Annotated in this window: 20 protein-coding genes and 1 tRNA gene; 13 read left to right on the top strand and 8 right to left on the bottom strand. The window is 67.6% G+C overall.

Annotated features, from left to right (window positions below):
• Window positions 1-62: 62 nt before the first annotated feature.
• Together GLS40_RS07175 and GLS40_RS07170 are read right to left on the bottom strand one after the other, a co-directional pair.
• A complete protein-coding gene (locus GLS40_RS07175) occupies window positions 63-884 on the bottom strand; it encodes an alpha/beta fold hydrolase (RefSeq protein ID WP_160382060.1) in 822 nt (273 codons plus the stop codon).
• The gene (locus GLS40_RS07170; protein WP_160382059.1) at window positions 884-1,480 is read right to left on the bottom strand and encodes a 2-hydroxychromene-2-carboxylate isomerase; all 597 of its coding nucleotides are present in this window, start codon (window positions 1,478-1,480) and stop codon (window positions 884-886) included. Before GLS40_RS07170 ends, GLS40_RS07175 begins: the two co-directional genes overlap by 1 nt.
• 97 nt (window positions 1,481-1,577) lie before the next feature.
• On the opposite strand from GLS40_RS07170, the gene GLS40_RS07165 reads away from it, so the two are divergent.
• A complete protein-coding gene (locus GLS40_RS07165) occupies window positions 1,578-2,594 on the top strand; it encodes a ribose-phosphate pyrophosphokinase (RefSeq protein ID WP_160382058.1) in 1,017 nt (338 codons plus the stop codon).
• Entirely contained in the window at window positions 2,591-2,989 is a 399-nt protein-coding gene (locus GLS40_RS07160; RefSeq protein WP_160382057.1) for a YdhR family protein, read from the top strand. The genes GLS40_RS07165 and GLS40_RS07160 overlap by 4 nt, the downstream gene beginning before the upstream one ends.
• Here the strand turns inward: GLS40_RS07160 and GLS40_RS07155 are convergent.
• Window positions 2,983-3,333 carry an H-type lectin domain-containing protein gene (locus tag GLS40_RS07155; protein WP_160382056.1) on the bottom strand — a complete coding sequence of 117 codons (351 nt, stop codon included), beginning with the start codon at window positions 3,331-3,333 and terminating at the stop codon, window positions 2,983-2,985. The genes GLS40_RS07160 and GLS40_RS07155 overlap by 7 nt on opposite strands.
• Window positions 3,334-3,667: 334 nt before the next feature.
• On the opposite strand from GLS40_RS07155, the gene GLS40_RS07150 reads away from it, so the two are divergent.
• The 6 genes from GLS40_RS07150 (at window position 3,668) to GLS40_RS07125 (ending at window position 9,668) form a co-directional block, all read left to right on the top strand.
• Window positions 3,668-4,771 carry a C4-dicarboxylate TRAP transporter substrate-binding protein gene (locus tag GLS40_RS07150; protein WP_160382055.1) on the top strand — a complete coding sequence of 368 codons (1,104 nt, stop codon included), beginning with the start codon at window positions 3,668-3,670 and terminating at the stop codon, window positions 4,769-4,771.
• 217 nt (window positions 4,772-4,988) lie between these two features.
• On the top strand, window positions 4,989-6,092 hold the full coding sequence (locus tag GLS40_RS07145; RefSeq protein ID WP_160382054.1) for a C4-dicarboxylate TRAP transporter substrate-binding protein: 1,104 nt from the start codon (window positions 4,989-4,991) through the stop codon (window positions 6,090-6,092).
• Between the two features lie 70 nt (window positions 6,093-6,162).
• Entirely contained in the window at window positions 6,163-6,792 is a 630-nt protein-coding gene (locus GLS40_RS07140) for a TRAP transporter small permease (protein WP_160382053.1), read from the top strand.
• Window positions 6,793-6,859: 67 nt separating this feature from the next.
• A complete protein-coding gene (locus GLS40_RS07135; RefSeq protein WP_160382052.1) occupies window positions 6,860-8,170 on the top strand; it encodes a TRAP transporter large permease in 1,311 nt (436 codons plus the stop codon).
• A 148-nt stretch (window positions 8,171-8,318) separates the two neighbouring features.
• Window positions 8,319-9,557 carry a peptidase T gene (gene pepT / locus GLS40_RS07130; RefSeq protein WP_160382051.1) on the top strand — a complete coding sequence of 413 codons (1,239 nt, stop codon included), beginning with the start codon at window positions 8,319-8,321 and terminating at the stop codon, window positions 9,555-9,557.
• A gap of 37 nt (window positions 9,558-9,594) precedes the next feature.
• A tRNA-Gly gene (locus GLS40_RS07125) sits at window positions 9,595-9,668 on the top strand.
• A 30-nt stretch (window positions 9,669-9,698) separates the two neighbouring features.
• On the opposite strand, the gene GLS40_RS07120 is transcribed toward GLS40_RS07125, so the two are convergent.
• Window positions 9,699-10,082, bottom strand: a complete 384-nt coding sequence (locus tag GLS40_RS07120; RefSeq protein WP_160382050.1) for a nuclear transport factor 2 family protein — start codon at window positions 10,080-10,082, stop codon at window positions 9,699-9,701.
• A gap of 144 nt (window positions 10,083-10,226) precedes the next feature.
• Here GLS40_RS07120 and GLS40_RS07115 point away from each other — a divergent pair, with 144 nt between their 5' ends.
• On the top strand, window positions 10,227-12,125 hold the full coding sequence (locus tag GLS40_RS07115; RefSeq protein ID WP_160382049.1) for an acyl-CoA synthetase: 1,899 nt from the start codon (window positions 10,227-10,229) through the stop codon (window positions 12,123-12,125).
• Window positions 12,126-12,131: 6 nt separating this feature from the next.
• Here GLS40_RS07115 and GLS40_RS07110 read toward each other — a convergent pair whose 3' ends face one another.
• Window positions 12,132-12,800: a winged helix-turn-helix transcriptional regulator gene (locus tag GLS40_RS07110; protein WP_160382048.1), complete on the bottom strand. Its 669-nt coding sequence runs from the start codon at window positions 12,798-12,800 to the stop codon at window positions 12,132-12,134.
• Between the two features lie 300 nt (window positions 12,801-13,100).
• Here GLS40_RS07110 and GLS40_RS07105 point away from each other — a divergent pair, with 300 nt between their 5' ends.
• Window positions 13,101-14,375, top strand: a complete 1,275-nt coding sequence (locus GLS40_RS07105; RefSeq protein WP_160382047.1) for a cytochrome P450 — start codon at window positions 13,101-13,103, stop codon at window positions 14,373-14,375.
• Window positions 14,376-14,543: 168 nt separating this feature from the next.
• Here GLS40_RS07105 and GLS40_RS07100 read toward each other — a convergent pair whose 3' ends face one another.
• Window positions 14,544-15,476, bottom strand: a complete 933-nt coding sequence (locus tag GLS40_RS07100) for a transferrin-binding protein-like solute binding protein (RefSeq protein WP_160382046.1) — start codon at window positions 15,474-15,476, stop codon at window positions 14,544-14,546.
• Window positions 15,477-15,753: 277 nt separating this feature from the next.
• Between GLS40_RS07100 and GLS40_RS07095 the strand changes: the two genes are divergently transcribed.
• Window positions 15,754-16,359, top strand: coding sequence for a helix-turn-helix domain-containing protein (locus tag GLS40_RS07095; RefSeq protein WP_235905834.1), 606 nt, complete (start codon window positions 15,754-15,756; stop codon window positions 16,357-16,359).
• Window positions 16,360-16,488: 129 nt separating this feature from the next.
• Entirely contained in the window at window positions 16,489-19,212 is a 2,724-nt protein-coding gene (locus tag GLS40_RS07090; protein WP_160382044.1) for a non-ribosomal peptide synthetase, read from the top strand.
• 49 nt (window positions 19,213-19,261) lie between these two features.
• Here GLS40_RS07090 and GLS40_RS07085 read toward each other — a convergent pair whose 3' ends face one another.
• Window positions 19,262-20,446: a cytochrome P450 gene (locus tag GLS40_RS07085; protein ID WP_160382043.1), complete on the bottom strand. Its 1,185-nt coding sequence runs from the start codon at window positions 20,444-20,446 to the stop codon at window positions 19,262-19,264.
• Window positions 20,433-21,539, bottom strand: coding sequence for an amidohydrolase family protein (locus GLS40_RS07080; RefSeq protein WP_160382042.1), 1,107 nt, complete (start codon window positions 21,537-21,539; stop codon window positions 20,433-20,435). The genes GLS40_RS07085 and GLS40_RS07080 overlap by 14 nt, the downstream gene beginning before the upstream one ends.
• Before the next feature lie 420 nt (window positions 21,540-21,959).
• On the opposite strand from GLS40_RS07080, the gene GLS40_RS07075 reads away from it, so the two are divergent.
• Window positions 21,960-22,247, top strand: coding sequence for an SH3 domain-containing protein (locus GLS40_RS07075; protein WP_408003725.1), 288 nt, complete (start codon window positions 21,960-21,962; stop codon window positions 22,245-22,247).
• The last annotated feature ends 26 nt before the right edge of the window (window positions 22,248-22,273 follow it).

The following is a 22,273-nucleotide window of genomic DNA, read 5'->3' as shown; positions in this document are numbered from 1 at the left end:
GGCCAGAGGAAGGGGCCGGGCGGTGCCCCTGTCGCGGGCGTCTGTGCTGAGGCGGGCCCGGGTCAGGCCCGGGCATGCCGGGTGAGGAAGGCGCGGATTTCGGCGGCGGTTTCGGCGGGATGGGTGATCGGGGCCATGTGGCTGGCGCCGGGGATGACGCTGCGGTCGCAGGCCGGGATGCGGCGCGCGAGGGCGGCGTTGGTCTTGTCGATGATCGCGGGGCTGCCGGCCCCTTCGATCAGGAGCACGGGCGCGGAAATGCCGTCCAGCGCGCCGGGCCGGAGAATGCCGCCAGCATCGCCGTAATTCACGTCGCGGATGCCCGAGATCATCGGCATCTTGCGCACCATCTCGGCCCGCTGCCCGGGGCGCAGCTCGTCCCATTTGCGCCCCACGCCCCAGTCCTCGACAAACCAGCGGGCGGCGGTTTCGAAATCCCCCGCGGCAAGGGCGGCGGTATATTCCGGGCGTTGCACCGCGACCCGGTCCCGGGCATCGGGATCGTCCAGGAAGGCGGCGCCGAAGCAGACCGGTTCGATCAGGACGAGGCTTTTCACCCGCTGCGGCTGTTCCACCGCGATGCGCAGGGCGACGGTGCCGCCGAAGGAATGGCCGATCAGGTGCATCGGTGCATCGGCATCCATCAGGTCGAGCGCCATGTCCCGCGCGACGGTCTGGTAGTGGCTGACCCCGTCCCAGTCGCCCGACCTGCCATGGCCCGGCAGGTCGAAGGCGCGCATGGTGAGCAGATCGCCCAGCCGGTCCGCCAGGCCCGCCCAGACGCCGGAATGGGCCAGCGAGCAATGGATCATCAGGGCGCGCTCGGGCCCCTGCCCGGTTTCGGACCACCAGCAGCGCAGGCCCCCGGCCATGTCCTCGGGCATCAGAGCCTTCCGGCCAGGTGCGCGTCGAGATCGTCGAGCCGGTCCTGGCCCCAGAACATCTGGCCGGTGTCGACCACGTAGAAGGGCGAGCCGAAGACGCCGCGTGCAATCGCCTCTTCCGTATTGGCGGCATAGGTTTCGGCCCCGGCCAGCAGGCCGCTGTCGGCCAGCGCGGGATCGAACCCGGCGGCGGCGAGGCAATCGCGGATCACCGCATCCTCGGCGATGTCCCTGTCCTCGGCCCAGCAGGCGGCCAGGAAGGATTGCACCAGCTTGCCGGTCTCTCCTCCCGCCGCCTGTGCCGCGATGATCGCATAGGCGGAGGGCGCGGGATTGGTCGGAAAATGCGCCGGGTGGATGGTCAGCGGCAGGCCGGTCTTGGCCCTGGCGCGGGCCAGCTCCTGCAGGCGGTAGGCGCGGCGCGCCTCGGGGCGCTGGTTCAGGGGCAGCCCGCCGGTCGCGGCAAAGACCTTGCCCAGATCGACCGGCTTGTAGGTCACGGTGGCGCCGTGGCGGGCGGCGATCTCCTCCAGCCGGTTGCCTGCGAGATAGGCCCAGGGCGAAATCGTCACGAAGTAGTAGTCGATATGTGCCATGACCGGGATTCCCTTGGGTTCGCGAGTTTGCAAGACCGTATCGGGGTGATAAGCGGTGTCAACGTCACGATTCCGTCACTGTCGGAGGCGCCACTGCATGGCCACGATCGTCGAACCCAAGCTTATCGCCGGGAATTCCAACCTGCCGCTCGCCTCGGCCATTGCGCGCAGGATGTCCATGCATCGCGGCATGAACGTCGGGCTGGTCGACGCGCGGGTCGAACGGTTCAACGACGGGGAAATCTTCGTCGAAGTGTTCGAGAATGTCCGCGGCGAGGACATGTTCATCATCCAGAGCACCTCGAACCCCGCGAATGACAACCTGATGGAGCTGCTGATCATGGCCGACGGGCTGCGGCGCTCCTCGGCCCAGCGGGTCACGGCGGTGATCCCCTATTTCGGCTATGCCCGGCAGGACCGGCGGACCAAGGCGCGGACCCCGATCAGCGCCAAGCTGGTGGCCAACATGCTGGTCGAGGCCGGCATCGCCCGGGTCCTGACGATGGATCTGCACGCGGCGCAGATTCAGGGCTTTTTCGACATCCCGGTGGACAACCTCTATGCCAGCCCGATCTTTGCGCTGGATATCCGCGAGCAGTTCGCCGAGCGGATGGACGACCTGATGATCGTCTCGCCCGACGTGGGCGGCGTGGCGCGGGCGCGCGAACTGGCCAAGCGGATCAACGCGCCGCTCGCGATTGTCGACAAGCGGCGCGAGAAGCCGGGCGAAGTGGCCGAGATGACCGTGATCGGCGATGTCTCGGGCAAGACCTGCATCATCGTGGACGACATCTGCGACACAGCCGGCACGCTCTGCAAGGCGGCCGAGGTGCTGATCGAAAACGGCGCGACCGAGGTGCATTCCTATATCTCGCATGGCGTGCTGTCGGGCCCGGCGGTCGAGCGGATCACCAAATCGGTGATGAAGACGCTGGTGATCACCGACTCGATCGAGGCCACCGATCCGGTGAAGGCCGCAACCAACATCCGCATCGTGCCGACCGCGCCGATGTTCGCCCAGGCGATCCTGAACATCTGGAACGGCACGTCGGTGTCGTCCCTGTTCGAGACCGAGACGCTGGAGCCGATCTACGAGGGCTACTTCAAGCGATGATCCTGGCGCTGGTGCAGATCCCTCTGTCCGGCCCCAAACGCGACCATGACGCGGTGGCGGCGCAATCGCTGGTGTCGGCCCGGTTCTTTCGGGCGGTTCCGGGGCTGCGGCGCAAGTATTACCTGAATTCCGAACAGGGCGGCGGCGGGGTCTACGAATTCGCCACGCGCGAGGATGCGCTGGCCTGGTTCGATGGTGGCTGGGCGGACTGGATGCAGGGGCGGTTCGGCGCGCGCCCGGTGCTGACGCTGTTCGATGTGCCTGTCGTTCTGGACAATGTGGCAGCCGAGGTGCGGGTGGACGGCGCGACCGTGACGCCGGACTGGCCCGAACCGCCGGACGAGGCGCTGGCGCGGGCACGGCCCGGCTGGCCCCTGCCCACGGCTGATCAGTAGAGATCCCATTCGTCGGCGTGGCGCAGCTCGCCGATGGCCATCCACCGGACGCGGGCACGCGCGATACGCGAGTCGCCCCAGGTCTTGAACACCAGGTCGAACCCGTCATCGGCGATCTTTTCGGCGGTCACATCGGCACGCAGATTGGTGCCGCTGTCCATGTCCCACATCGACAGCGAGCAATGCACGGACGGCGGGGCGCGGAAGGATTCCGAGAACTTGACGCGTTGGCGCCGCTCACGCGGGCCAATGCCGGTCCACATCTGGCCGCCATCCTCGAAATCGGAGAACAGGATGTTTTCACCCTGATCCACACCGATCCAGTGATTTCTCAGTCTTTTCATTCACTCGGTCGCTCTGCTCACGCGACAGGGGTAGCGGCCAATTCCGGCCATATTATGGATCAATCAAGGAAAACCTTAATGCCCTGAAATCCACCTTGCCAGAAGGGAAATGCCTGCACCACCCATTTTGTCATCCTGTGTGCAGCAGGGCCGCGCGGGGGCGCTCCGACCCGTATGTAAAATGGCATACCCTTTCTCCGTGGAATCGCTTGCCAGACTCCGGGGGCCGTCATAGCCTTTCATGACAACATCCGCACAAAGCGGAGTTTTCAGGGAGTTGCGGCGCCTTTTGCGCTGCAATGTCGGCTCCGGGAGGGAGCCGAAGGAGGACAAGATGAAATACCATACAGCCGCGCTCTTGGGCGCTGCCCTTTCGCTATTGGGTGTTGCGGCCGGGCCATCCCGGGCGCTGGAACTGACCTACGGCACCTATACCTCACCCACCCAAACGACATTCCGGACCGGGACCGGGCCGCTGCTGGACCGCATCACGCGCGACACCAACGGGGAAATCACCTTCGAGGCCTTTACCGGCGGTTCGATGGGCGGGCCTAAGGAACTGCTGGGCAATGCCGGCAGCGGGATCATCGACACCACCAGCGTCGTGGACATCTACGTCAAGGCGCAGCTGCCGCATTCGGCGCTGATGTCCTCGATGCTGATCCTGGGCAAGAACCCCAAGGTGATGTCGGCGGCGATGAACGAGATGCAGCTGCTGCACTGTCCCAGCTGCGAGGAAGACCGCACCAAGGCCAATGTGATCGGCCTGGGCTGGACGGCGACAGGGACCTATCACCTGATCTGCAAGGAGCCGATCAACACGCTGGACGAGCTCAAGGGCCTGAAGATCCGCGCGACATCCGGCATGGGCCGGGCAATGCAGTCGATGGGGGCCACGGCCGTGTCCATCACCACCGCCGAGATGTACGAGGCGATGCAGCGCGGACAGGTCGACTGCGTGGCCGGGGCCGCGGCCTGGCTGACCACCTACAACCTCAAGGACTTTTCCCGCTACATCGTCGAGGACAGCCTTGGGTCGTATTTCGGGACCATGCTGTTTGCGGTCAACCTGGATGTCTGGGGCGATCTGAGCGACAGCCAGCGGGCCGCGATCCGCAGCAATATCTCGCAATCCGTGGTCGATACCCTGTTTGCCTATGACGACGACCACGAGACCGGCATCCGCGATCTGAAGGCGCTTGGCGGCGAGGTTCTGCATGCCGATCAGGCCTTTGTGGACGCGGTCGAAACCGCCCGGAAGGAAGAATACGCCTTCACCATCCAGTCCGGCAAGGACCAGGGCATCGACAATGCCGAAGAGCTGATCGACACCTTCCACGGGCTGGTCGACAAATGGACCGATATCGTGGCCGAGATCGGCAACGACAAGGAAGCGTTCAAGGCGGCGCTGGATCGCGAGATCTTCGACAAGCTCTGACAGGGCGCCGGCGGGCGGGCGCTGCCGCCCGTCCGCACTGGCCTGCCAGGCCGGAATCACAGGCATGGGATGCTTCATGAAATCTCTTGCTTACCGGCAGGTCAAATCATAGTCTCGGCGTTAAGGTTTCAAGGAGATGGAGCCTTGGAGCCACCGCGCCGCCGACAGAAGCGGCCAAAGGGCTCTCGCCACATACGACTTCCAAGGGAGGAAACTGATGAAGTCTCGCATCACGCCGCTGGCACTTGCCATTGCGACAACCACTGCATTTGCCGCCACCGGGGCCTCGGCCATCGAACTGACCTATGGCAGCTACACCTCGCCGACCCACACGACCTATGTGAACGGCGTCGTTCCGACGATGAAACGCATCACCGAGCAGACCAAGGGCGAGCTCACCTTCGAGACCTTCACCGGTGGCGCCATGGGCGGGCCCAAGGAACTGCTGGGCAACGTGAAAAGCGGGATCCTCGATGCCGCCAGCGTTGTCGACATCTACGTGAAATCCTCGCTGCCGGTGTCGTCCCTGCTTTCGTCGATGATCGCCATTGGGGATGACCCCAAGGTCATGGCCGCCGCCATGAACGAGATGCAGCTGCTGCATTGCCCCGACTGTATCGCCGAGCGCGAAAGGAACAACGTGATCGGCCTGTCCTGGTCGGCCACCGGCGCCTATCACGTGATCTGCAAGGAACCGATCAAGGGCCTGGCCGATCTGCAGGGCCGCAAGATCCGCGCCACCTCGGGCGTGGGCCGGTCGATGCTGGCCATCGGGGCATCGCCCGTTTCGATCACCACGGCCGAAATGTACGAGGCCATGCAGCGCGGCCAGATCGACTGCGTCGTCGGCGCGACCGCCTGGCTGAACACCTACAACCTCAAGGACTTTGCCAAGGGCGTCTGGTCCAACGCGGTGGGGTCGTATTTCGGCACGATGAACTTTGCCGTCAACCTGGACGTCTGGAACGACCTGACCGACGAAGAGCGGGCCGCGTTCCGGGACAACATGGCGCATAACGTGGCCGAGATCATGTGGGCCTATGTCAGCGACAACGAGACGGCGATGGAATGGCTGGCCGCAAACGGCGGCACGGTCGAGGAATCCGACCAGGCGTTCAAGGACGCATGGAAGGAACAGCAGAGCCTGACCGTTCAGGAAACCATCGAGGCCGGCAAGGCCGACGGCATCGACGACGCCGAAGAGGTCGTGACCACTTTCATGGGCCTGGTCGACAAGTGGACGGGCATCGTGGCCAAGGTGGGCAACGACAAGGCAGCCTATGAAAAGGCTCTGAACGACGAGATCTTCTCGAAGATCTGATGCTTACAGGGGGGCCGGTCCGCGCAGGCGAGGCCGGCCCCCGGTCCCTTCATCGAACAGGACAAAGACCATGCGAGCGATCGAATCCGTCGCCAGTCGCATTTCCGGCTTCATCGCCATGATCGGGGGGCTCATCATCGTGCTGATGATGACCCAGGTCTCGCTGGACGTTGCTGCGAAATACATCCTTCACAAACCCATCCCCTCTACCCTGGAGCTGGTGTCGGCCTATTACATGGTCGCCCTGGTCTGGCTGCCCCTGGGGGCCGTGACCCGCGATCACGAACACCTTGAGGTCGAACTGTTCACCCAGCACCTCGCCCCGCGCAAGCTGGCCGGGGTCAAGGTGTTCGGCTGTGTCCTGGGCGCCGTCTATGCCGGGATCCTGTGCTTTCAGGGCTTCGAGGAAGCCCTGCATCAGACCGAGATCGGCGAAGTCTGGGAAACCGCCACCTTCGACATCCCGGTCTGGGGCGCGCGCTGGTTCTTCCCGCTGGGGACCTTCCTCGCGACGGTCTACCTGACGCTCTACGCCATCGACAACTTCGTCTTCATGTCGAAGGGCGAGCGCATCCTGCCGGACCGCAGCCTGAAATCGGCGATCGAGACGGTTGTCGCGGATGCGGACCGTGCCATGGGATCCCCGAAATCGGATGACGGGGCCATCGGCGTGGGCAGGGGCGGCGGCTCGGCCGACTGACCCGACAACCAGACTGACAAGTCGCGGGTCCGCTCGCCAGAGCGCCCGACGGACAGGGAAAAACAAGATGGACTCTCTTACTATCGGCTTCATGGGCGTCGGTGCGATCCTCGTGCTGCTCGCCGCGCGGGTGCCAATCGCCTTTGCGCTCGGTTCGGTCTCGCTGGTCGGGATCATCATCGTGCGCAACGAGCGCGCGGCCTTCGCGATGGTCGGTTCGCTGCCGCATGAATTCGCCTCCAGCTGGGAACTGTCGGCCATTCCGATGTTCCTGCTGATGGGCGCCATCGCCTACAAGACCGGGCTGACCTCCAGCCTCTACGCCGCGGCGCGGGTCTGGCTGAACGGATTGCCGGGCGGGCTGGCGGTGGCGACGAACTTCACCGCGGCGGGCTTTGCCGCGGCCTCGGGGTCGTCGGTCGCGACCTCGGCCGCGGTTGGCCGCCTCGCCATCCCCGAGATGCTGAAATACGGCTATGACAAGTCGCTGGCCACGGGCACGGTGGCCGCGTCGGGCACGCTGGGCGCGCTGATCCCGCCCTCGATCGCCTTCGTCATCTACGGCTTCTTCACCGAACAATCGGTGGGCCGCCTGCTGATGGCGGGCCTGATCCCCGGGCTTCTGACCGCGGGCGCCTATACGATCATGATCGTCGGCCGCTGCACGATCTGGCCCGAGCTGGCGCCCCGGGTGCAGATGACCGTGACCTGGCGCGACCGGATGATTGTGCTGCGCGACGTCTGGCCCCTGCCGCTGCTGGTCCTTGGTGTCATCGGGTCGATCTACGCCGGTATCGCCACCCCGACCGAGGCCGGCGCGCTAGGCGCCCTCTTCGCCCTGGTCATCGGGCTGGCACAGGGGCGCGCCACCTTCGAGGTGATCAAGGAATCGGTGATGGACGCGCTGCGGACCACCTCGTCGCTGTTCTTCCTGGCCATCGGCGCGGTGCTGCTGACCCGGTTCCTGGCGCTGGCCGGGGTGCCGACCTATATCGCCAACCTGGTGTCGGACATGAACCTGGGCGAAATCGAACTGGTGATCGCCCTGGCCGTGATCTACCTGATCCTCGGCATGTTCCTGGACCCGCTGGGCGTGATGCTGCTGACGCTGCCGGTTTTCCTGCCCGCCTTCGAGGCGCTGGACGTGAACCTGATCTGGATCGGCGTGATCGTGGTCAAGATGATCGAGATCGGCCTGCTTACGCCCCCTGTCGGGCTAAACGTGTACATCGTGAAGAACGTGGTGGGCGACGCCGTGCCCCTGGCCACGATCTTCAAGGGTGTCGGCTGGTTCCTGGTCTGCGAATTCTTCATCATGTGGGCGTTGATCTACAATCAGGGCCTGTCGCTCTGGCTGCCCTCGCTGATGATGGACTGACGGGGCCGCACACCCGATGAGTTCTGACACGGCGCCCCCCGGGGCGCCGTGTTCATGTCAGGGCCCCTGCCCGGCCCGGCCCCTGCCCGGCTCTTGACAGCCCGGCCCGCGCGGCAGACAGATCCGGTCAAACCGAACGGAGGCCCCGATGCGCAGCGATTTCGACACCGAATTGGAACAGCGGCTGGTGCGCTATTGCGCCGTCGACACGCAGAGCGATCCCGACAGCCCGACCTCGCCCAGCACCGAGATCCAGTATGACCTACTGCGGATGCTGGAAAGCGAACTGACCGAGATCGGCGCCTCGGACGTGCGGATCACCGACTATGGCGTCGTGCTGGCCACCCTGCCCGGCACCGCCGAGGGCCCGACCATCGGCATGCTGGCCCATGTCGACACAGCGCCCGCCTACAATGCCACCGGGGTCAAGCCGGTGGTGCACCGCAGCTACAACGGCGGCGACATCACCTTTGCCGACGCGCCCGAGCTGAGACTGTCGCCCGAGACCTCGCCCTATCTGGGCGAGAAGCTGGGCGAGGACATCATCACCGCCAGCGGCACCACCCTGCTGGGCGCCGACGACAAGGCGGGCGTGGCGATCATCATGACGGCGGCCCGCCACCTGCTGGCCAATCCCGACATCCCGCACGGGCCGATCCGCATCGCCTTTACCCCGGACGAGGAAATCGGCCGCGGCGTCGACCCCCGCCTGCCCAAGGATTTCGGCGCCGACTTCGCCTATACCTTCGACGGTTCGAAACCGGGCGAAATCGAATACGAAAGCTTCTCGGCCGATGGCGCGGTGGTCAGGATCACCGGCGTCGCGGCCCATCCGGGCTGGGCCAAGGGCAAGCTGGTCAACGCCCTGCATCTGGCCGCCAAGGTGATCGACACCCTGCCCCAGCAGACCTTGACCCCAGAAACCACCGAGGGACGCGAGGGCTTCATCCATGTCACCGACATGCGCGGCAGCGCCGCCGAGGCCGAGATCCGTTTCATCCTGCGCGATTTCGAACGCGACGGGCTGGCGGCCAAGGGCGCGCTGCTGGAACGGGTCTGCGCCGTCGTGGCGGCGGGCGAGCCGCAGGCGCGGATCGACTGCACGATCGCGCCCCAGTACCGCAACATGCGCTACTGGCTGGAAGACGACATGACCCCGGTGGAGCTCGCCCGCTCGGCCTGCCGCGAGCTGGGGCTGGAGCCGAACTCCGTCGCGATCCGCGGCGGCACCGACGGCTCGCGCCTGACCGAGATGGGGGTGCCCACGCCAAATGTCTTTACCGGGATGCAAGAGATCCACGGGCCGCTGGAATGGGTCAGCGTGCAGGATATGGCGCTGGCGGTGAACATGGCGTTGAACATCGCGAAAGCCGGGGCATCCACTTGACCGCCACCGGGGCTTCGCATATGCCCTGAGCACTCGGGCGGGTATGGTGTAATGGTAGCGCCCTAGCCTTCCAAGCTAGTCGTGCGGGTTCGATTCCCGCTACCCGCTCCAGAGCCCCCCTTTCCCCTCCGCGACCGCGCGTCAGAACATGCCGTTGGCATTGCGGCTGTCCGCCGGCATGACCTGCAGCACATCCCAGTGTTCGACGATCCGCCCGGCCTCATCCAGGCGAAAGATATCCATTCCGGCATAATCGTCGCTGCCGGGCCAGATCTGGTGGCAGTGCAGGACAACCAGATCGCCCTCGGCCACCGCGCGCTTGATCTCGACACGTTTGCCCGGATAGTCGCGCGCCATCCGCTCGAAATACTCGATGAACCCCTGCGGTCCGGTTTCGACATGCGGATTGTGCTGGATGTAGCTGTCCCCGACATAGGCGGCCACGGCCTCGCGCGGGCGGCAGTCGTTGAACATCATGTCGTAAAAGGCGATCACCCGCGCCTTGTTCCGCTCTGTGTCCGACATGGATCCCTCCCCCCTGCACGGCGCCATGCTATGGCCGCCCCGCCGGGTGTCAACGCCGCGTAACACTTGCGTTTCAGATCCATGCTGCCCATCCTGACCGGGACCGGGACATCGATCCCGCATGGTTCAAGGGGAGGAAAAACCATGACATTTGCCGGGCGACAGGACGCGCTTGCCTTGGAACAACAGATGTCGTGGGAGGATCGGGGCCTGCCCGCCACGCTCTACGGACTCCTGTCGCGGACCGCCGAGCGGTTCCCGGCGCATAACGCCAGCAGCTTTCAACTGCTGTCCGGCGCGACCGACAAGGCCGAGACGCTGACCTGGGGCGACCTGCACGGCAAGGTCTGCCAGACCGCCAACCTGTTCCGCAGCCTGGGCGTGGGCGAAACCGATGTGGTCGCCATGATCATGCCCAATGCCACCGAAACCGTGCTGACCCTGCTGGGCGGGGCCATCGCGGGGATCGTCAACCCGATCAACCCGCTGCTGGAGCCGGAACAGATCGGCGCCATCCTGCGCGAGACCAATGCCAAGGTCGTCGTCACCCTGCGCGGTTTCCCCAAGACCGACGTGGCCCAGAAGACGGCCGAGGCGGTGCGCCATGCGCCCGGTGTCAAGACCGTGCTCGAGGTCGACCTGAACCGCTACCTCACCCCGCCGAAAAGCTGGATCGTGCCGCTGGTCCGGCCCAAGGTCACGGTCAAGCACCACGCCGATGTGCGGGAATTCGACGCCGAGATCGCGCGCCAGCCCAAGACGCTCGCCTTTGCCGACAGCACCGGCGACCGGGTGGCGGCCTATTTCCACACTGGCGGCACCACGGGCATGCCCAAGGTCGCGCAGCACAAATATTCCGGCATCATCTACAATGCCTGGGTGGGGCATGAGCTGCTGTTTTCCGAGAATGACAATGTCATCTGCCCCCTGCCCCTGTTCCATGTCTTTGCCTGCCATGTGATCCTGATGGCGATGGTGGCCTCGGGCGCGCATGTGGTCTTCCCGACCCCGGCGGGCTATCGCGGCGACGGGGTGATCGCGAATTTCTGGAAGCTCTGCGAGCGGTGGAAGATCACCTTCATCATCACCGTGCCCACGGCGATCTCGGCCCTGATGCAGCGGCCGGTGGATGCCGATGTCTCGACGGTGAAAACCTCGTTCTCGGGCTCGGCGCCCCTGCCGCAAGAGCTGTTCCACCGCTTCGAACGCGCCACCGGCGTGACCATTGTCGAGGGCTACGGGCTGACCGAGGCGACCTGCCTTGTCTCGTGCAACCCGGTCGACGGGGAAAAGAAGATCGGCTCCGTCGGGGTGCCCTTCCCCTATACCGACGTGCGCATTTTCGACCACACGCCCGACGGCCCGCGCGAATGTGCGCCTGACGAGGTGGGCGAAATCTGCGTCTCGAACCCCGGGGTGAACGAGAATTCGACCTATACCGAAGAAATCAAGAACCGCGATCTCTACCACTCCCGGCCCGACTCCAACCGGCTTTACCTGCGCACCGGCGACCTGGGCCGGATCGACAGCGATGGCTATCTCTGGATCACCGGGCGCGCCAAGGACCTGATCATCCGCGGCGGCCACAACATCGACCCGGCCGAGATCGAGGATGCCATGCTGGCCCACCCGGCGGTGGCCTTTGCCGGTGCCATCGGCCAGCCCGACGCCCATGCGGGCGAGGTGCCCTGCGTCTATGTCGAACTGGTCGAAGGCGCCAAGGTCACGGCCGAAGAGCTGACAGAGCACGCCCGCTCTCATATCCACGAACGCGCGGCCTATCCCAAGCATGTCGAGATCATGCCGGAACTGCCGAAGACCGCCGTGGGCAAGATCTTCAAGCCCGACCTGCGCAAGATGGCAATCAAGCGGATCTACGATGCCGCCCTGGCCGAGGCCGGCGTGCCCGCCCGGGTGCTGGACGTCGTGGACGACAAGAAACGCGGCCTGACCGCCCGGCTGGAACGCACCGGGGACGCGGATGACGCCGCCGTGGGCGCCCTGCTGGGCACCTTCACCCGGCCCTGGGAATGGGCCGCCTGACGACGGCTAGGCCGCGCGCCCGGGCGCGGGTTTCGGCATCGGAAAGAACCCGGCGAACTGTTCCAGCACGGACCGGTCGCCGGTGACCTGCATCCCCTCCGCCTCGGCCGCGTCCAGCGGGTGGCCCCTGTGGAGCACGCTCAGCAGCAGGTTCTGGTCGCAGCGCAGGGTCACGTCTGGGGCGCGCGGGACGCCGGGTTCCACCGCCAGCTGCTTGCCCAGGACGGACACCGTGAACGGGCGGTCGGACAGGTGCATCTCGATCACCGCCTCGAAGCCCTTGGCGCGGCCGGGGCGGAACATCGCCCCCAGGCTCAGCAGCGCGGCGTTCACCGACATCGGCCAGTCGTGTTTCAGATGCGGCGAGCGGGCGGCCCATCGGCCCATCACCTTGAAGATCGGCGCCAGATCCCGGCCCCAGTCGGTCAGCTCGTAGACCGTCGCCCGCCCCGGCGGCGGCAGCTCGCGCTTGACCACGATGGCCGCCTCTTCCAGATCGGCCATGCGCTGCGACAGCACGTTGGTGGCGATGCCCGGCAGGTCGGACTTGAGGTCGGTGAACCGCTTGGGGCCAAAGATCAGTTCCCGCACCACCAGCAGTGCCCAGCGTTCGCCAACCAGATCCAGGGACTGCGCAAAGGCGCAACCGTCTTCATATCGGCGCTTTCCTGCCATACTCGTGCCACTTTGTCCTAACTTGAAACTATCTGGTTGCATTATAGGATTTTGTGGCCCGTCCCGCAACCGGGGAAGCGTGGACCGGGCCCTTGTCCGGCGATGTGCCCCGATGATCTTCGTGACCCTGCCGGTGCCGGACAGCAAACGGCCGCGCGCCCGGGCCTGAGGCCCCCGACCGGCCGGGAACCCCACGTCACGTTTCTGCCTGTTGTGGCCTTCGGGGTTGCCAGACTCCTGCCGGAGTAGTTCCATGGGGTCATTGCCCCGTCATCGGGGCGTCGGGAAGGGAGGCCTGACATGAAAGATCAACACATCGACCCGCTGGCGGCCAGCCGCGAGGCGGCCCAAGCCACCCCGCTGGACCGCTTCACCGTGGCGCAGGCGGACCGCTTTGCCGACGATACCATGTGGCCCTGGTTCGACCGCCTGCGTGCCGAGGCGCCGGTGCATTACTGCGACAGCGGCCCCTACGAGCCGCATTGGTCGATCACCCGGTACGAGGACATCGTGGCGGTGGATTCCAACCACCGCGTCTTTTCCTCGGCCCGGGGGATCACGCTGCGCACGCCGGAATCCAAGGAATTCGCCAAGAAGCAGGGGACCGACGGCGCGGGTTTCATCACCATGGACCCGCCCGATCATGGCCCGCAGCGCAAATCCGTCAGCCCCGGCGTCGCCCCGCCGGTGCTGGAGAAGCTGACGCCCCTGCTGCGCGAACGCGCGGGGATGATCCTCGACAGCCTGCCGATCGGCGAGACCTTCGACTGGGTCGACCTGGTGTCCAAGGAATTCACCGCGATGACCCTTGCGACCCTGTTCGATTTCCCCTTCGAGCATCGCCGCAAGCTGACCCACTGGTCCGACGTGATCACCAACACGCCCGGATTTGGCCCGGTGACCAGCTGGGAGCAGAAGCATGCCGAGATGCAGGAATGCTTTGCCGCCTTCAACGAGCTCTGGGACGCCCGGGCCCATGGCGAAGGCGGGTTCGACCTGGTGACGATGCTGGCGCAGGGCCCCTCGACCAGGGACATGCCGCGCGAGCTTTTCCACGGCAATGTCATCCTGCTGATCGTGGGCGGGAACGACACCACGCGCAACACGCTGTCCGGTTCGGTCTATGCGCTGAACCACTTCCCCGGCGAATATGCCAAGCTCAAGGCCGATCAGTCGCTGATCCCCTCGATGGTGTCCGAGACGATCCGCTGGCAGACCCCGCTGGCGCATATGTCGCGCGTGGCGACCGAGGATATCGAGATGCACGGCCAGACGATCCGCGCGGGTGACCGCGTGGCGATGTGGTACGTCTCGGGCAATCGTGACGAAAAGCGGTTCGAGCGGCCGAACGACTATGTGATCGACCGGGACCGGCCGCGCGGGCATCTGTCCTTCGGCTTTGGCATCCATCGCTGCCTTGGCAACCGGCTGGCAGAGCTTCAGCTGCGCATCCTGTGGGAGGAAATCCTGAAACGCTTCCCCACCATCGAGCTGATGGAGGAGCCGACGCGCACGCATTCGGTTTTCGTCAAGGGCTACGAAACCCTGCCGGTGCGCATCCCCGCGCGCCATTGAGGGGCCGGCCCGGGCGATCGGCCCGGGCATCCCGGCCATCGCGCGCCGCGTGACAGGCATCGCGGCAGGACCTTGCCCCGCCTGCCCAAGCGCGGTGCCCGCCGGTCGCGCCCGTCGCCGCCTGTGCGGCCTGCCGCCTGATGAACCCGGTCGCGCCTGCCCCCTCCCTCACCTGCGGGCGCCAAAGGCCCCGGCATATGCCATCCCCGCCCCGCTGGCGCTGAAGACGCCGCCCAGTTCCTCGGCCATGCCGCCGTAAAACGCACCGTTGAGCGCGCCGGTCATCCCGGCCCCCGCCACCGTCCCCGAGAAACCGCTGCCTGCGACCTGCGCCGAGGCGACAAAATCCAGCTGCGGCATCGGCGCCTCGGCAAGGCTATTGGCATTGGTGGCCAGGGTGCCGCTGCTGGTCAGGCCAAGGCTGCGGAAATCCGTGCTGACCGTGACGGTGGAGCGGGTGAAATAGGGCGTGCCCGCCCCGTCCCGCGCGACGCCGGTGGACTGGCCCGCATAGCTGGCCGTGCCGCCCAGGGGCAGGACCGCCCGGGCCGCATCCGCCGGTGAAAGAGCCCCGACGCTTGCGACGGCGACCTGCCCCGACCCGGTGCCATAGCCCGTCACCCAGACGCCATGTGTCTGGTAGCCGTAGCCATTTGCCCCCTCGTCCGCGAGCAACGCCAGCGAGGTGCCCGAGGCATCGGCGGCCCGCACCATCCCGCCCTGGCGCAGCATCTGCCCGCCATTGCGCGTGTCGATCACCGATCTGAGCCCGCCGGTTTCCAGCGTCATGGCCCGCGTCTGCCCGCCACCCCGGTCGAGGATCAATCGCGCCGCGCCCGAGGGCGGGATGGCCGCGACCGTCACCGCGCCATTGGCGTCCAGCACATAGGGCGCCGCGATCCCCTGCCCCTGCAGCACGACCGCGCCCGTGGACGGCAGCGTCGCAAAGCCGGTGAATGCAGAAGGATCAGCCCCGACCGGCGGGGCGGGCGGGTGCGGCGGGGCGAGCGGGTGCGGCGCGGCGCCGGTCGGCACCCCCAGATCACAGCCCGCGAGGCACAGCGCCGTCAGCCACAGCGCCGCGATACGCGCCCAGGCCATCCGAATCGCCCGCGATGCGAACGCCCGCCACCCTGTTCCGACTGTCGCCCTAACCCGCATTCGTGATGCCGAACCTTTGCCTGGTTGCCAGAATGACTGTACCCGCGCCGCCTTGATAAAGCGTGAAACGCGTCGTCGCCCTCTTGCCGCTTGCAAATCCGACGACAAACTGCACCGTATGGTCGCGAACCCGGTCGAGTGGATCATGTAACGAGGCGTTTACCCGTGGAACGACATATGCGCCGGCGAAGGACAACGACGTAATGGCTTCGTGGCTATGAATTCAGACGACCTGCAACCGGAAACCATTGGACCCGCACTGCTGGCGTTTCGCGGCGCGAAGGGCCTGACCCTGCAGGATGTCAGCCAATCCACAGGGATTTCGGTGCCGACCCTGTCGAAGATCGAGAACTGCAAGGTCACGCCCAGCGTGCGCAGCTTTGTCAGCCTGTTGCAGTTCCTGGGCTCGGCCTCGGCCTCGGGCACCAGCAGCACGGCGCGGCGCGCCATCACCCGCGACGGCGAGGCGATCCGCTACGAGACCACGAATCACATCTTTGACATCCACGCCGCCGACCTGCTGGACAAGGCCATGCACCCGATCGTGGCCGAGATCGTCCAGCATGACGTGCCACCGATCGACGACTGGATTTCGCACGAGGGGGACGAGTTCATCTATGTCCTCGCCGGGCGCGTGACCGTCTACCTCGCCGATTACCGACCCTATTCGCTGGGCAAGGGCGAAAGCACCTATTTCGACAGCGGGATGAAACATATCGTCATCTCGGAAAGCGACGATCATGCGCAGGTGCTGGCGATTTCCACCTCCTCGGCGAACAGCCTGAGGCTTGGCCCGGAAAAGTCCGCTCCGCGCCGGCGCTGAATCCCGGCGGGCCAAGCCCCGGGGCCGGTTCCGTGGGAAATGGCGGCGGTTTGCGTCCCTGAAAGGGTATTCCGCGCGGCCCCGAGCGGCTAAGCTCGCCAGGACAGAGCCACCTGACAGAGCCGGACCATGACGGCAATCGACCCGTTGTCCCTGATCTCCGCGCCAGCCGTTGCGCCGGACGCCGCCGCACTGGTGGATGTTACCGGCGCGCAGGTCAGCCACGGGGCGCTGTCGTCGGCGCTCGACGCCATTGGCGCTGCCATCGGCGCGCAGGGTCTGGCCGGCCTGCGGATCGTCACCCTGCTGCCCGACTGTCCCGGCACGCTGGTCCTGCTGCTGGCGCTGATGCGGCAGGCGCAGGTCATGCCGCTGTCGCCAGAGCTGACGGATGCCGAACTGCGCGCCACGCTGGACGGCGCCGGGGCCGATGTGATCCTGACCGTGCCGGGCGCCGGGCGCGGGGTGCAGGGCCTCGCCCCCGCCACCGCGACGGCAGAGCCGGGAGGGCTGGACCGGATCGACCGGCTGGCAGGCTCCATCGCCACGGGGGGCGCACTGCCGCCCGCCCATGTCGGCCCGGGGCTGGTGCTCTTCACCTCGGGCACCACCAGCCAGCCCAAGCGCGTGCCGCTGCGGCTGGAGGCGCTGGACCTTTCGGCCGGCACTATCGCGACACACCTGCGCCTCACCCCCTCGGACCGGGCCGTGCACATGCTGCCGATGTTCCATATCGGCGCGCTGGTCGACCTCTGCCTTGCGCCGCTCAAAGCGGGCGGGTCGGTCTGCCTGGCCCATCCGATGTCCGCCGACAGCGTGGCGCGGGCGGTGCTGCAGCAGGGGGCGACCTGGCTGCAGGCGGTGCCGACGATGATGCATGCGTTGATCGCCGGGATCCCGCCCGAGCAGGCCGCCGAGATGGGCGCCCGGCTGCGGTTCGTCCGCTCGGTCTCCGCCGACCTGGCGCCCGAGCTGCAATCCCGCTTCGAACAGCACTTCGCCCCGGCCCCGGTGGTGCAGATGTACGGCATGACCGAGGCGGCGGGGCAGATCGCCTCGAATCCCGCTCCGCCGGACCGGGGGCGGGCCGGATCGGTGGGCCGGGTGGCAGGCCCCGAGCTGCAGGTGATGGACCCCCTGGGCAACCCGCTGCCGCCCGGCGCATCGGGCGAAATCTGCATCGCGGGGCCACAGGTGAGCGAGGGCTATGAGAACGCCCCGCGCGCGGCGCATTTCCACGGGCGATGGCTGCGCACCGGGGATCTGGGCCATCTCGACGGCGACGGCTTCCTGTTCCTTGAGGGGCGGTTGAAGGAGATCATCAACCGGGGCGGCGAAAAGATCGCCCCGACCGAGGTCGAACGCGCCCTGACCGCGCTGCCGGGCCTGCGCGACGTGGTGGTCTTTGCCCAGCCCCATCCGACCCTGGGCGAGGTGCCGGCCGCGGTGGTGGTCGCCGATGATCCGGGGTTCGACCCCCAGGCCGCGCGCGCCGCGCTGGCCGAACAGCTGGCCCCCTACAAGATCCCGCATCGGATCGCCGTGCTGGACGAGATGCCCCGCCTGCGCAGCGGCAAGGTCGACCGGCGCGCGGCGGCGGCGGCCCTGACGGGCGGGCGGCCGGGCAACCGGCAGCCGCTTTCGGCCCTCGGCGCCCGGATCGCCGCCATCTGGGCGGATGTGCTGCAATCGGACCGGCCCGGGCCGGCGGACGATTTCTTTGACATGGGCGGCGACAGCCTGTCCGCCACCGCCTTTGTCACGGCGCTGGAAACCCGATTGGGGCGAGAGCTGCCGGTGGACCTGCTCTACCGCGCGCCGACGCTGGAGGGGCTGGAACAGGCCATCGAAGGGTTCCAGGGCACCACCTACCACGGCCCCCTGCCGCGCCGCATCTTTCGCGCCATGCGCCGCCGTGTGGCCGCCAGCCCGGGGCAGAAGCTGGGGCCGACCTCGCTGATCAGCCGATGGGCCGGGGCCGCCCCGGGCGCGCCGCTGGTCTGGAGCGGGGGGGAAATGGCCACGATCCTCGACATCACAGGTCACGGGCGGCCGCTCTACGAGGTGCAGTCCCTCACCGGGCTGCCGCAGAAATCCGCCCGCAACACCGGGCTGCTGGCCGATCACTACGCGGCAGAGCTGGCCGACCTGCTGGAACCGGGCGGCTATGCCATCGGCGGGTTCTGCCAGGGCGCCGTGCTGACCCGGGCCCTGGCGGAACGGCTGGCGGCCCGGGGCTGTCCGCCGGCCTTGTTCGTCCCGCTCGACCGGCATTTCGACAGGCCTTTCACCGCCGCGCCCGCCCTCTGCGTCTGGAGCCAGTCCAGCCCGTTTTCCGCCGCCAACCTCTTCGCCCGGCCGGAAGGCGCGCTGCCCGCGCTCTATCCGCGCGGGGCCGAGGGGCTGCGCATGCCGGTGCCCCATCTCGACCTTTTCCGGCACGCGGCCATGACCGGGATACTGGCCCGCATGGACGAGCTGATGGCCGATCCGCCCCGCCCGGCCGACCCGCCCATCGGCACGCCTGCCCCGCCCCGCCTGCGGATCCGTGCCTCTGGCCCCCGGCGGGCGCGCGGCGGCGACCGGGTCACGGTGCAGGGCAGGCTTGGCGGGCTGACCGGGCCGTCGGGCGGGCTGCGGATCGGCGCGCGCTGGAAGAACCTGGATTTCCACCACCGGATGAGCCACGCGGCCAGCCTGCCCCTGCCCGGCGACGGCGCCTTTGCGCTGGAGGTTCCGGTGCCCGAGGTGCGGATGCCGCTGATCCTGGAGGTCGACGTGATGGTCGACGGGTTCTTCTGGGCCTCCGACGCCGGGCGCAGGCCGTGGCGCAGGCTCGTCTTCATCTCGTGACCGGCCTGTTGGGCGCGGCAGGCCGTGTGGACGCCGGGCGGCGCGCCTGTCAGCCCATCGGATAGCTGAGCGGCCAGTGATGGCCAAAGCGGGGATGATACCGCATCTCGGCCGCCGTCAGCCCCGGCCGCAGCCCCCGGGCGGCCACCGCCACAAGCAGCGCCCCGATCAGCGCGCGGGCCAGCCCGGCCCCGATGCAGGAGTGCCGCCCCCGGCCAAAGACCAGCAGCGGCGGATCGGCGCGCGCCGGATCGAACCGCCCCGGCGCGGCAAAGACCGCGGGATCGCGGTTGGCGGCGGCAAGGCCGAGGTAGACCGGCATGCCCTCGGCCACCGGCTGGCCCGCCACCTCGCTCGCCTCGCGCGCCACACGGGCGATCAGCTGCGCCGGACTGCGCAGGCGCAGCCCCTCGTCGACCAGCGCATCGGGCGCGACATCGCCCGGCGCCAGCCGGTCCAGCCAGTCGCCGGGGCTGTCCATCGCGGCGATGACATTGGCCAGGCCCGCCTCGATATTCTCGACCCCGTCGGCGAAAAAGAGGATCGCGAGATCGACACTAACCCCCGGCCCGGCACCCGCGTCGCGCAGCGCGCCCAGCAGGCTGTCGGGCGCGGCGTCGGGCATCGCGGCGGCGATCATCTGGCGGAACTCGGTCAGCGTGGCGTTGACCCCGGCAAAGACCTGCGCATCGCTGAGGGGCGCGAAAAGGTGAAAGAAGGCCCCGGTCAGCCGCTTGTAATCCGGCCCTTCGGGCAGGCCGGTGAACGCGCGCATCGCATCCAGGCCAAAGCGGCGCGCCACAGGAATCGCATCGCCCGGCCAGTCCGCTGCCGCCACCGCCGCTCCGGCGCGGTCGGGCAATGTCGCGGCCATCGCGGCAAAGGCGCTGTGGAACGCCCGGCTCGCCACCGGGCGCAGGGCCAGATGCTCGGGCGCGTCCTGAAAGGGCAGGATATTCGCGGCCAGGTCGGCGGCGGGGTATTTCCCCCGGTTCCGCGCGTTCAGCGGCGAAAACCGCGACGGCGCATTGCCAAGCGCCCGGTTCGACAGGGCCGCAGTGACATCCGCGTGGCGCAGCAGCAGCAGCGCCCCATCGGCGCAGCGCACCACGGGGCGTTCGCCATGCAGCCGGTCCCAGAGCGGCCCGAGGTCGGCGGCAAAGGCCTCTGCCCCCAGGTCCAGCGGATCGGCCAGCCCGGGGCGGGGCCGGGCGAACAGCCTAGACAGACGCACCGACGACCTTTGCGATCTCCTTGCCATTGGCGGCCAGGTGCTCGGCCAGCTCGGCCCGGTCGGCCTGGTCCAGCAGAACCCCGGCGGCCAGCTTGGCCAGGATGCGCGGCTGGAAATAGCGCACCGCCGCCGACAGGACGAGCACCTCGTCCCGCAGGTCGGCGGTGGTGCTGGGCGAGCAGATGTCGGCGATGTTGTCGGACCCCAGCCGCAGATGCACGCCGGCCTCGGCCAGTTCCAGCACCCGCGGGATCGAGTTGTAGGCGGGCGTCTGCACAGGGCGCAGCTGGCGCATCCCGATCGCGGCCGAGGGGCAGCAGATGATGCCGATGTTGCACTCCAGCAGCCCGTCGACGAAGGCGCGGAACCGCTCTTCGTCATAGGTCGAGGGCGAAACGGCATGCACCGCCCAGACCAGCGGCGCGCCATCGGCGTCGGCCAGGGGGCCGTCGCGGCGCATGGTCTCGATCAGCCGCTCGGTGCCGCGTTCGCCGGGTTCGTTGCGCTGGTCGGTGTGGACATGCAGCATCTTGCCGCTGCGCCGGGACAGGTCGAGCATCCGGGCGCAATGTTCCTCGAACCCGATATGGTCGGGGTAGTCGTCGAGGTCGTCCGCCTCGGGCAGCGAGCCGATGAATTCCGCCTGGGCCACACCGCGTTCGAACAGGTCCCAGGTCGCATTGTCCCCCCGGCGGAATCCCAGCGGCGTATAGGCGGCGGCGCGGATGGTGATCTGCCCGGCCCAGGCCCTGGCGACGTCCTGCACCCGGTCCAGCGCGCTCAGCTGCACGCAATCGTTGGTCACGTCGACCATCGTGTCCGCGCAGCGGGTGTTGGCCGCCAACAGTTCCCGTATCACCCGGTCGAGCCGGGCGCGCATGTCGTCATCGGTAAAGGCCCGGCCCTCGTGCACGGTGGCCAGCAGGGCATGCTTGCTCTTCAGCGAAATGGACGAGGATTCGAGCACCCGGACGCGCCCGGCATCGACATAACCGTCCTCCAGCGTGTGGGCCCGGTCGAGATGCAGATGCGCATTATGCCCGCCACCCAGCCGCGAAAGTTCTTGATGAAATTGATCGAAAAAATAGCTCATGGCATCCCTTCCCTCGAAGCCATACACAAGTATTCCAACTTTTGGGCAATCGCTCAACCCTCATGGGCCCTGTCGGGGCGCACCCGGGGCCCTGCGCAGGCGGCAGATTGGACCAAGCCCGCCCCCCTCCGGACCGGCCCCGGGCCACCAGGACTGCGCGGTCCTGACCCGGCTCCCCCGCCGCGCAGCCCGATGTCGCCCCCTGCCGCCCTGCCCCTGGTGCGGCCATCCCGCCTGCAGGACGGGCAGCCCCCCGGACCGCGACGGGGCATCCCGTGGCCGCACGCACAATATGCTGGAAAACGATGCCCCGGCAGCGTAGCCATCGGGTTCCGGCCTGCGGTTTCCCTTGGCGCCGCGACAGGCGGCAGCCGCGCGACCGCGGGCGGAATCGGGCAAATCAAGAAACGGGTACGGACCATGATGCGAACGACATCGAAAGCCATCCTCCTGCTGATCCTCCTGGGCGGTTGCGCCGCGGTCGGGGGCCAGAAGACCACCGTCAGGGTCAGCGAATCCGACGAATTCCTGAAACTCCGCGCCGGCCCTGGCCTCGGCTTCCGCATCGTTCTGGGGCTGCCGAACGGGACAGAGCTGCTGCGCCGCGACTGCGTGACCGAGGTCGGCCAGCTCTGGTGCCGCGTCTCGCTGGCGCAGGCGCCCTCGGTCACGGGCTATGTGGCGGCGGACTACCTGACCGGCGGCTGAACGGGCCCCCGCGCCCGGCACCGGGC

This window comes from Pseudooceanicola pacificus, assembly GCF_009789075.1.
Lineage (GTDB): Bacteria > Pseudomonadota > Alphaproteobacteria > Rhodobacterales > Rhodobacteraceae > Pseudooceanicola > Pseudooceanicola pacificus.
Note: the sequence above shows the minus strand (reverse complement) of the source record. Positions and strands in the feature narration are given on the sequence as shown.

What these genes read in the sequence shown, in the direction of transcription:
- GLS40_RS07095 (WP_235905834.1), top strand. Translation starts at nt 15,754, where the DNA reads ATGAATTCAGACGACCTGCAACCGGAAACCATTGGACCCGCACTGCTG.
- GLS40_RS07120 (WP_160382050.1), bottom strand. Translation starts at nt 10,082, where the DNA reads ATGTCGGACACAGAGCGGAACAAGGCGCGGGTGATCGCCTTTTACGAC.
- GLS40_RS07165 (WP_160382058.1), top strand. Translation starts at nt 1,578, where the DNA reads ATGGCCACGATCGTCGAACCCAAGCTTATCGCCGGGAATTCCAACCTG.
- GLS40_RS07155 (WP_160382056.1), bottom strand. Translation starts at nt 3,333, where the DNA reads ATGAAAAGACTGAGAAATCACTGGATCGGTGTGGATCAGGGTGAAAAC.
- GLS40_RS07160 (WP_160382057.1), top strand. Translation starts at nt 2,591, where the DNA reads ATGATCCTGGCGCTGGTGCAGATCCCTCTGTCCGGCCCCAAACGCGAC.
- GLS40_RS07135 (WP_160382052.1), top strand. Translation starts at nt 6,860, where the DNA reads ATGGACTCTCTTACTATCGGCTTCATGGGCGTCGGTGCGATCCTCGTG.
- GLS40_RS07145 (WP_160382054.1), top strand. Translation starts at nt 4,989, where the DNA reads ATGAAGTCTCGCATCACGCCGCTGGCACTTGCCATTGCGACAACCACT.
- GLS40_RS07080 (WP_160382042.1), bottom strand. Translation starts at nt 21,539, where the DNA reads ATGAGCTATTTTTTCGATCAATTTCATCAAGAACTTTCGCGGCTGGGT.
- GLS40_RS07150 (WP_160382055.1), top strand. Translation starts at nt 3,668, where the DNA reads ATGAAATACCATACAGCCGCGCTCTTGGGCGCTGCCCTTTCGCTATTG.
- GLS40_RS07170 (WP_160382059.1), bottom strand. Translation starts at nt 1,480, where the DNA reads ATGGCACATATCGACTACTACTTCGTGACGATTTCGCCCTGGGCCTAT.
- GLS40_RS07090 (WP_160382044.1), top strand. Translation starts at nt 16,489, where the DNA reads ATGACGGCAATCGACCCGTTGTCCCTGATCTCCGCGCCAGCCGTTGCG.
- GLS40_RS07115 (WP_160382049.1), top strand. Translation starts at nt 10,227, where the DNA reads ATGACATTTGCCGGGCGACAGGACGCGCTTGCCTTGGAACAACAGATG.
- GLS40_RS07140 (WP_160382053.1), top strand. Translation starts at nt 6,163, where the DNA reads ATGCGAGCGATCGAATCCGTCGCCAGTCGCATTTCCGGCTTCATCGCC.
- GLS40_RS07110 (WP_160382048.1), bottom strand. Translation starts at nt 12,800, where the DNA reads ATGGCAGGAAAGCGCCGATATGAAGACGGTTGCGCCTTTGCGCAGTCC.
- GLS40_RS07100 (WP_160382046.1), bottom strand. Translation starts at nt 15,476, where the DNA reads ATGGCCTGGGCGCGTATCGCGGCGCTGTGGCTGACGGCGCTGTGCCTC.
- GLS40_RS07105 (WP_160382047.1), top strand. Translation starts at nt 13,101, where the DNA reads ATGAAAGATCAACACATCGACCCGCTGGCGGCCAGCCGCGAGGCGGCC.
- pepT (WP_160382051.1), top strand. Translation starts at nt 8,319, where the DNA reads ATGCGCAGCGATTTCGACACCGAATTGGAACAGCGGCTGGTGCGCTAT.
- GLS40_RS07075 (WP_408003725.1), top strand. Translation starts at nt 21,960, where the DNA reads ATGATGCGAACGACATCGAAAGCCATCCTCCTGCTGATCCTCCTGGGC.
- GLS40_RS07175 (WP_160382060.1), bottom strand. Translation starts at nt 884, where the DNA reads ATGCCCGAGGACATGGCCGGGGGCCTGCGCTGCTGGTGGTCCGAAACC.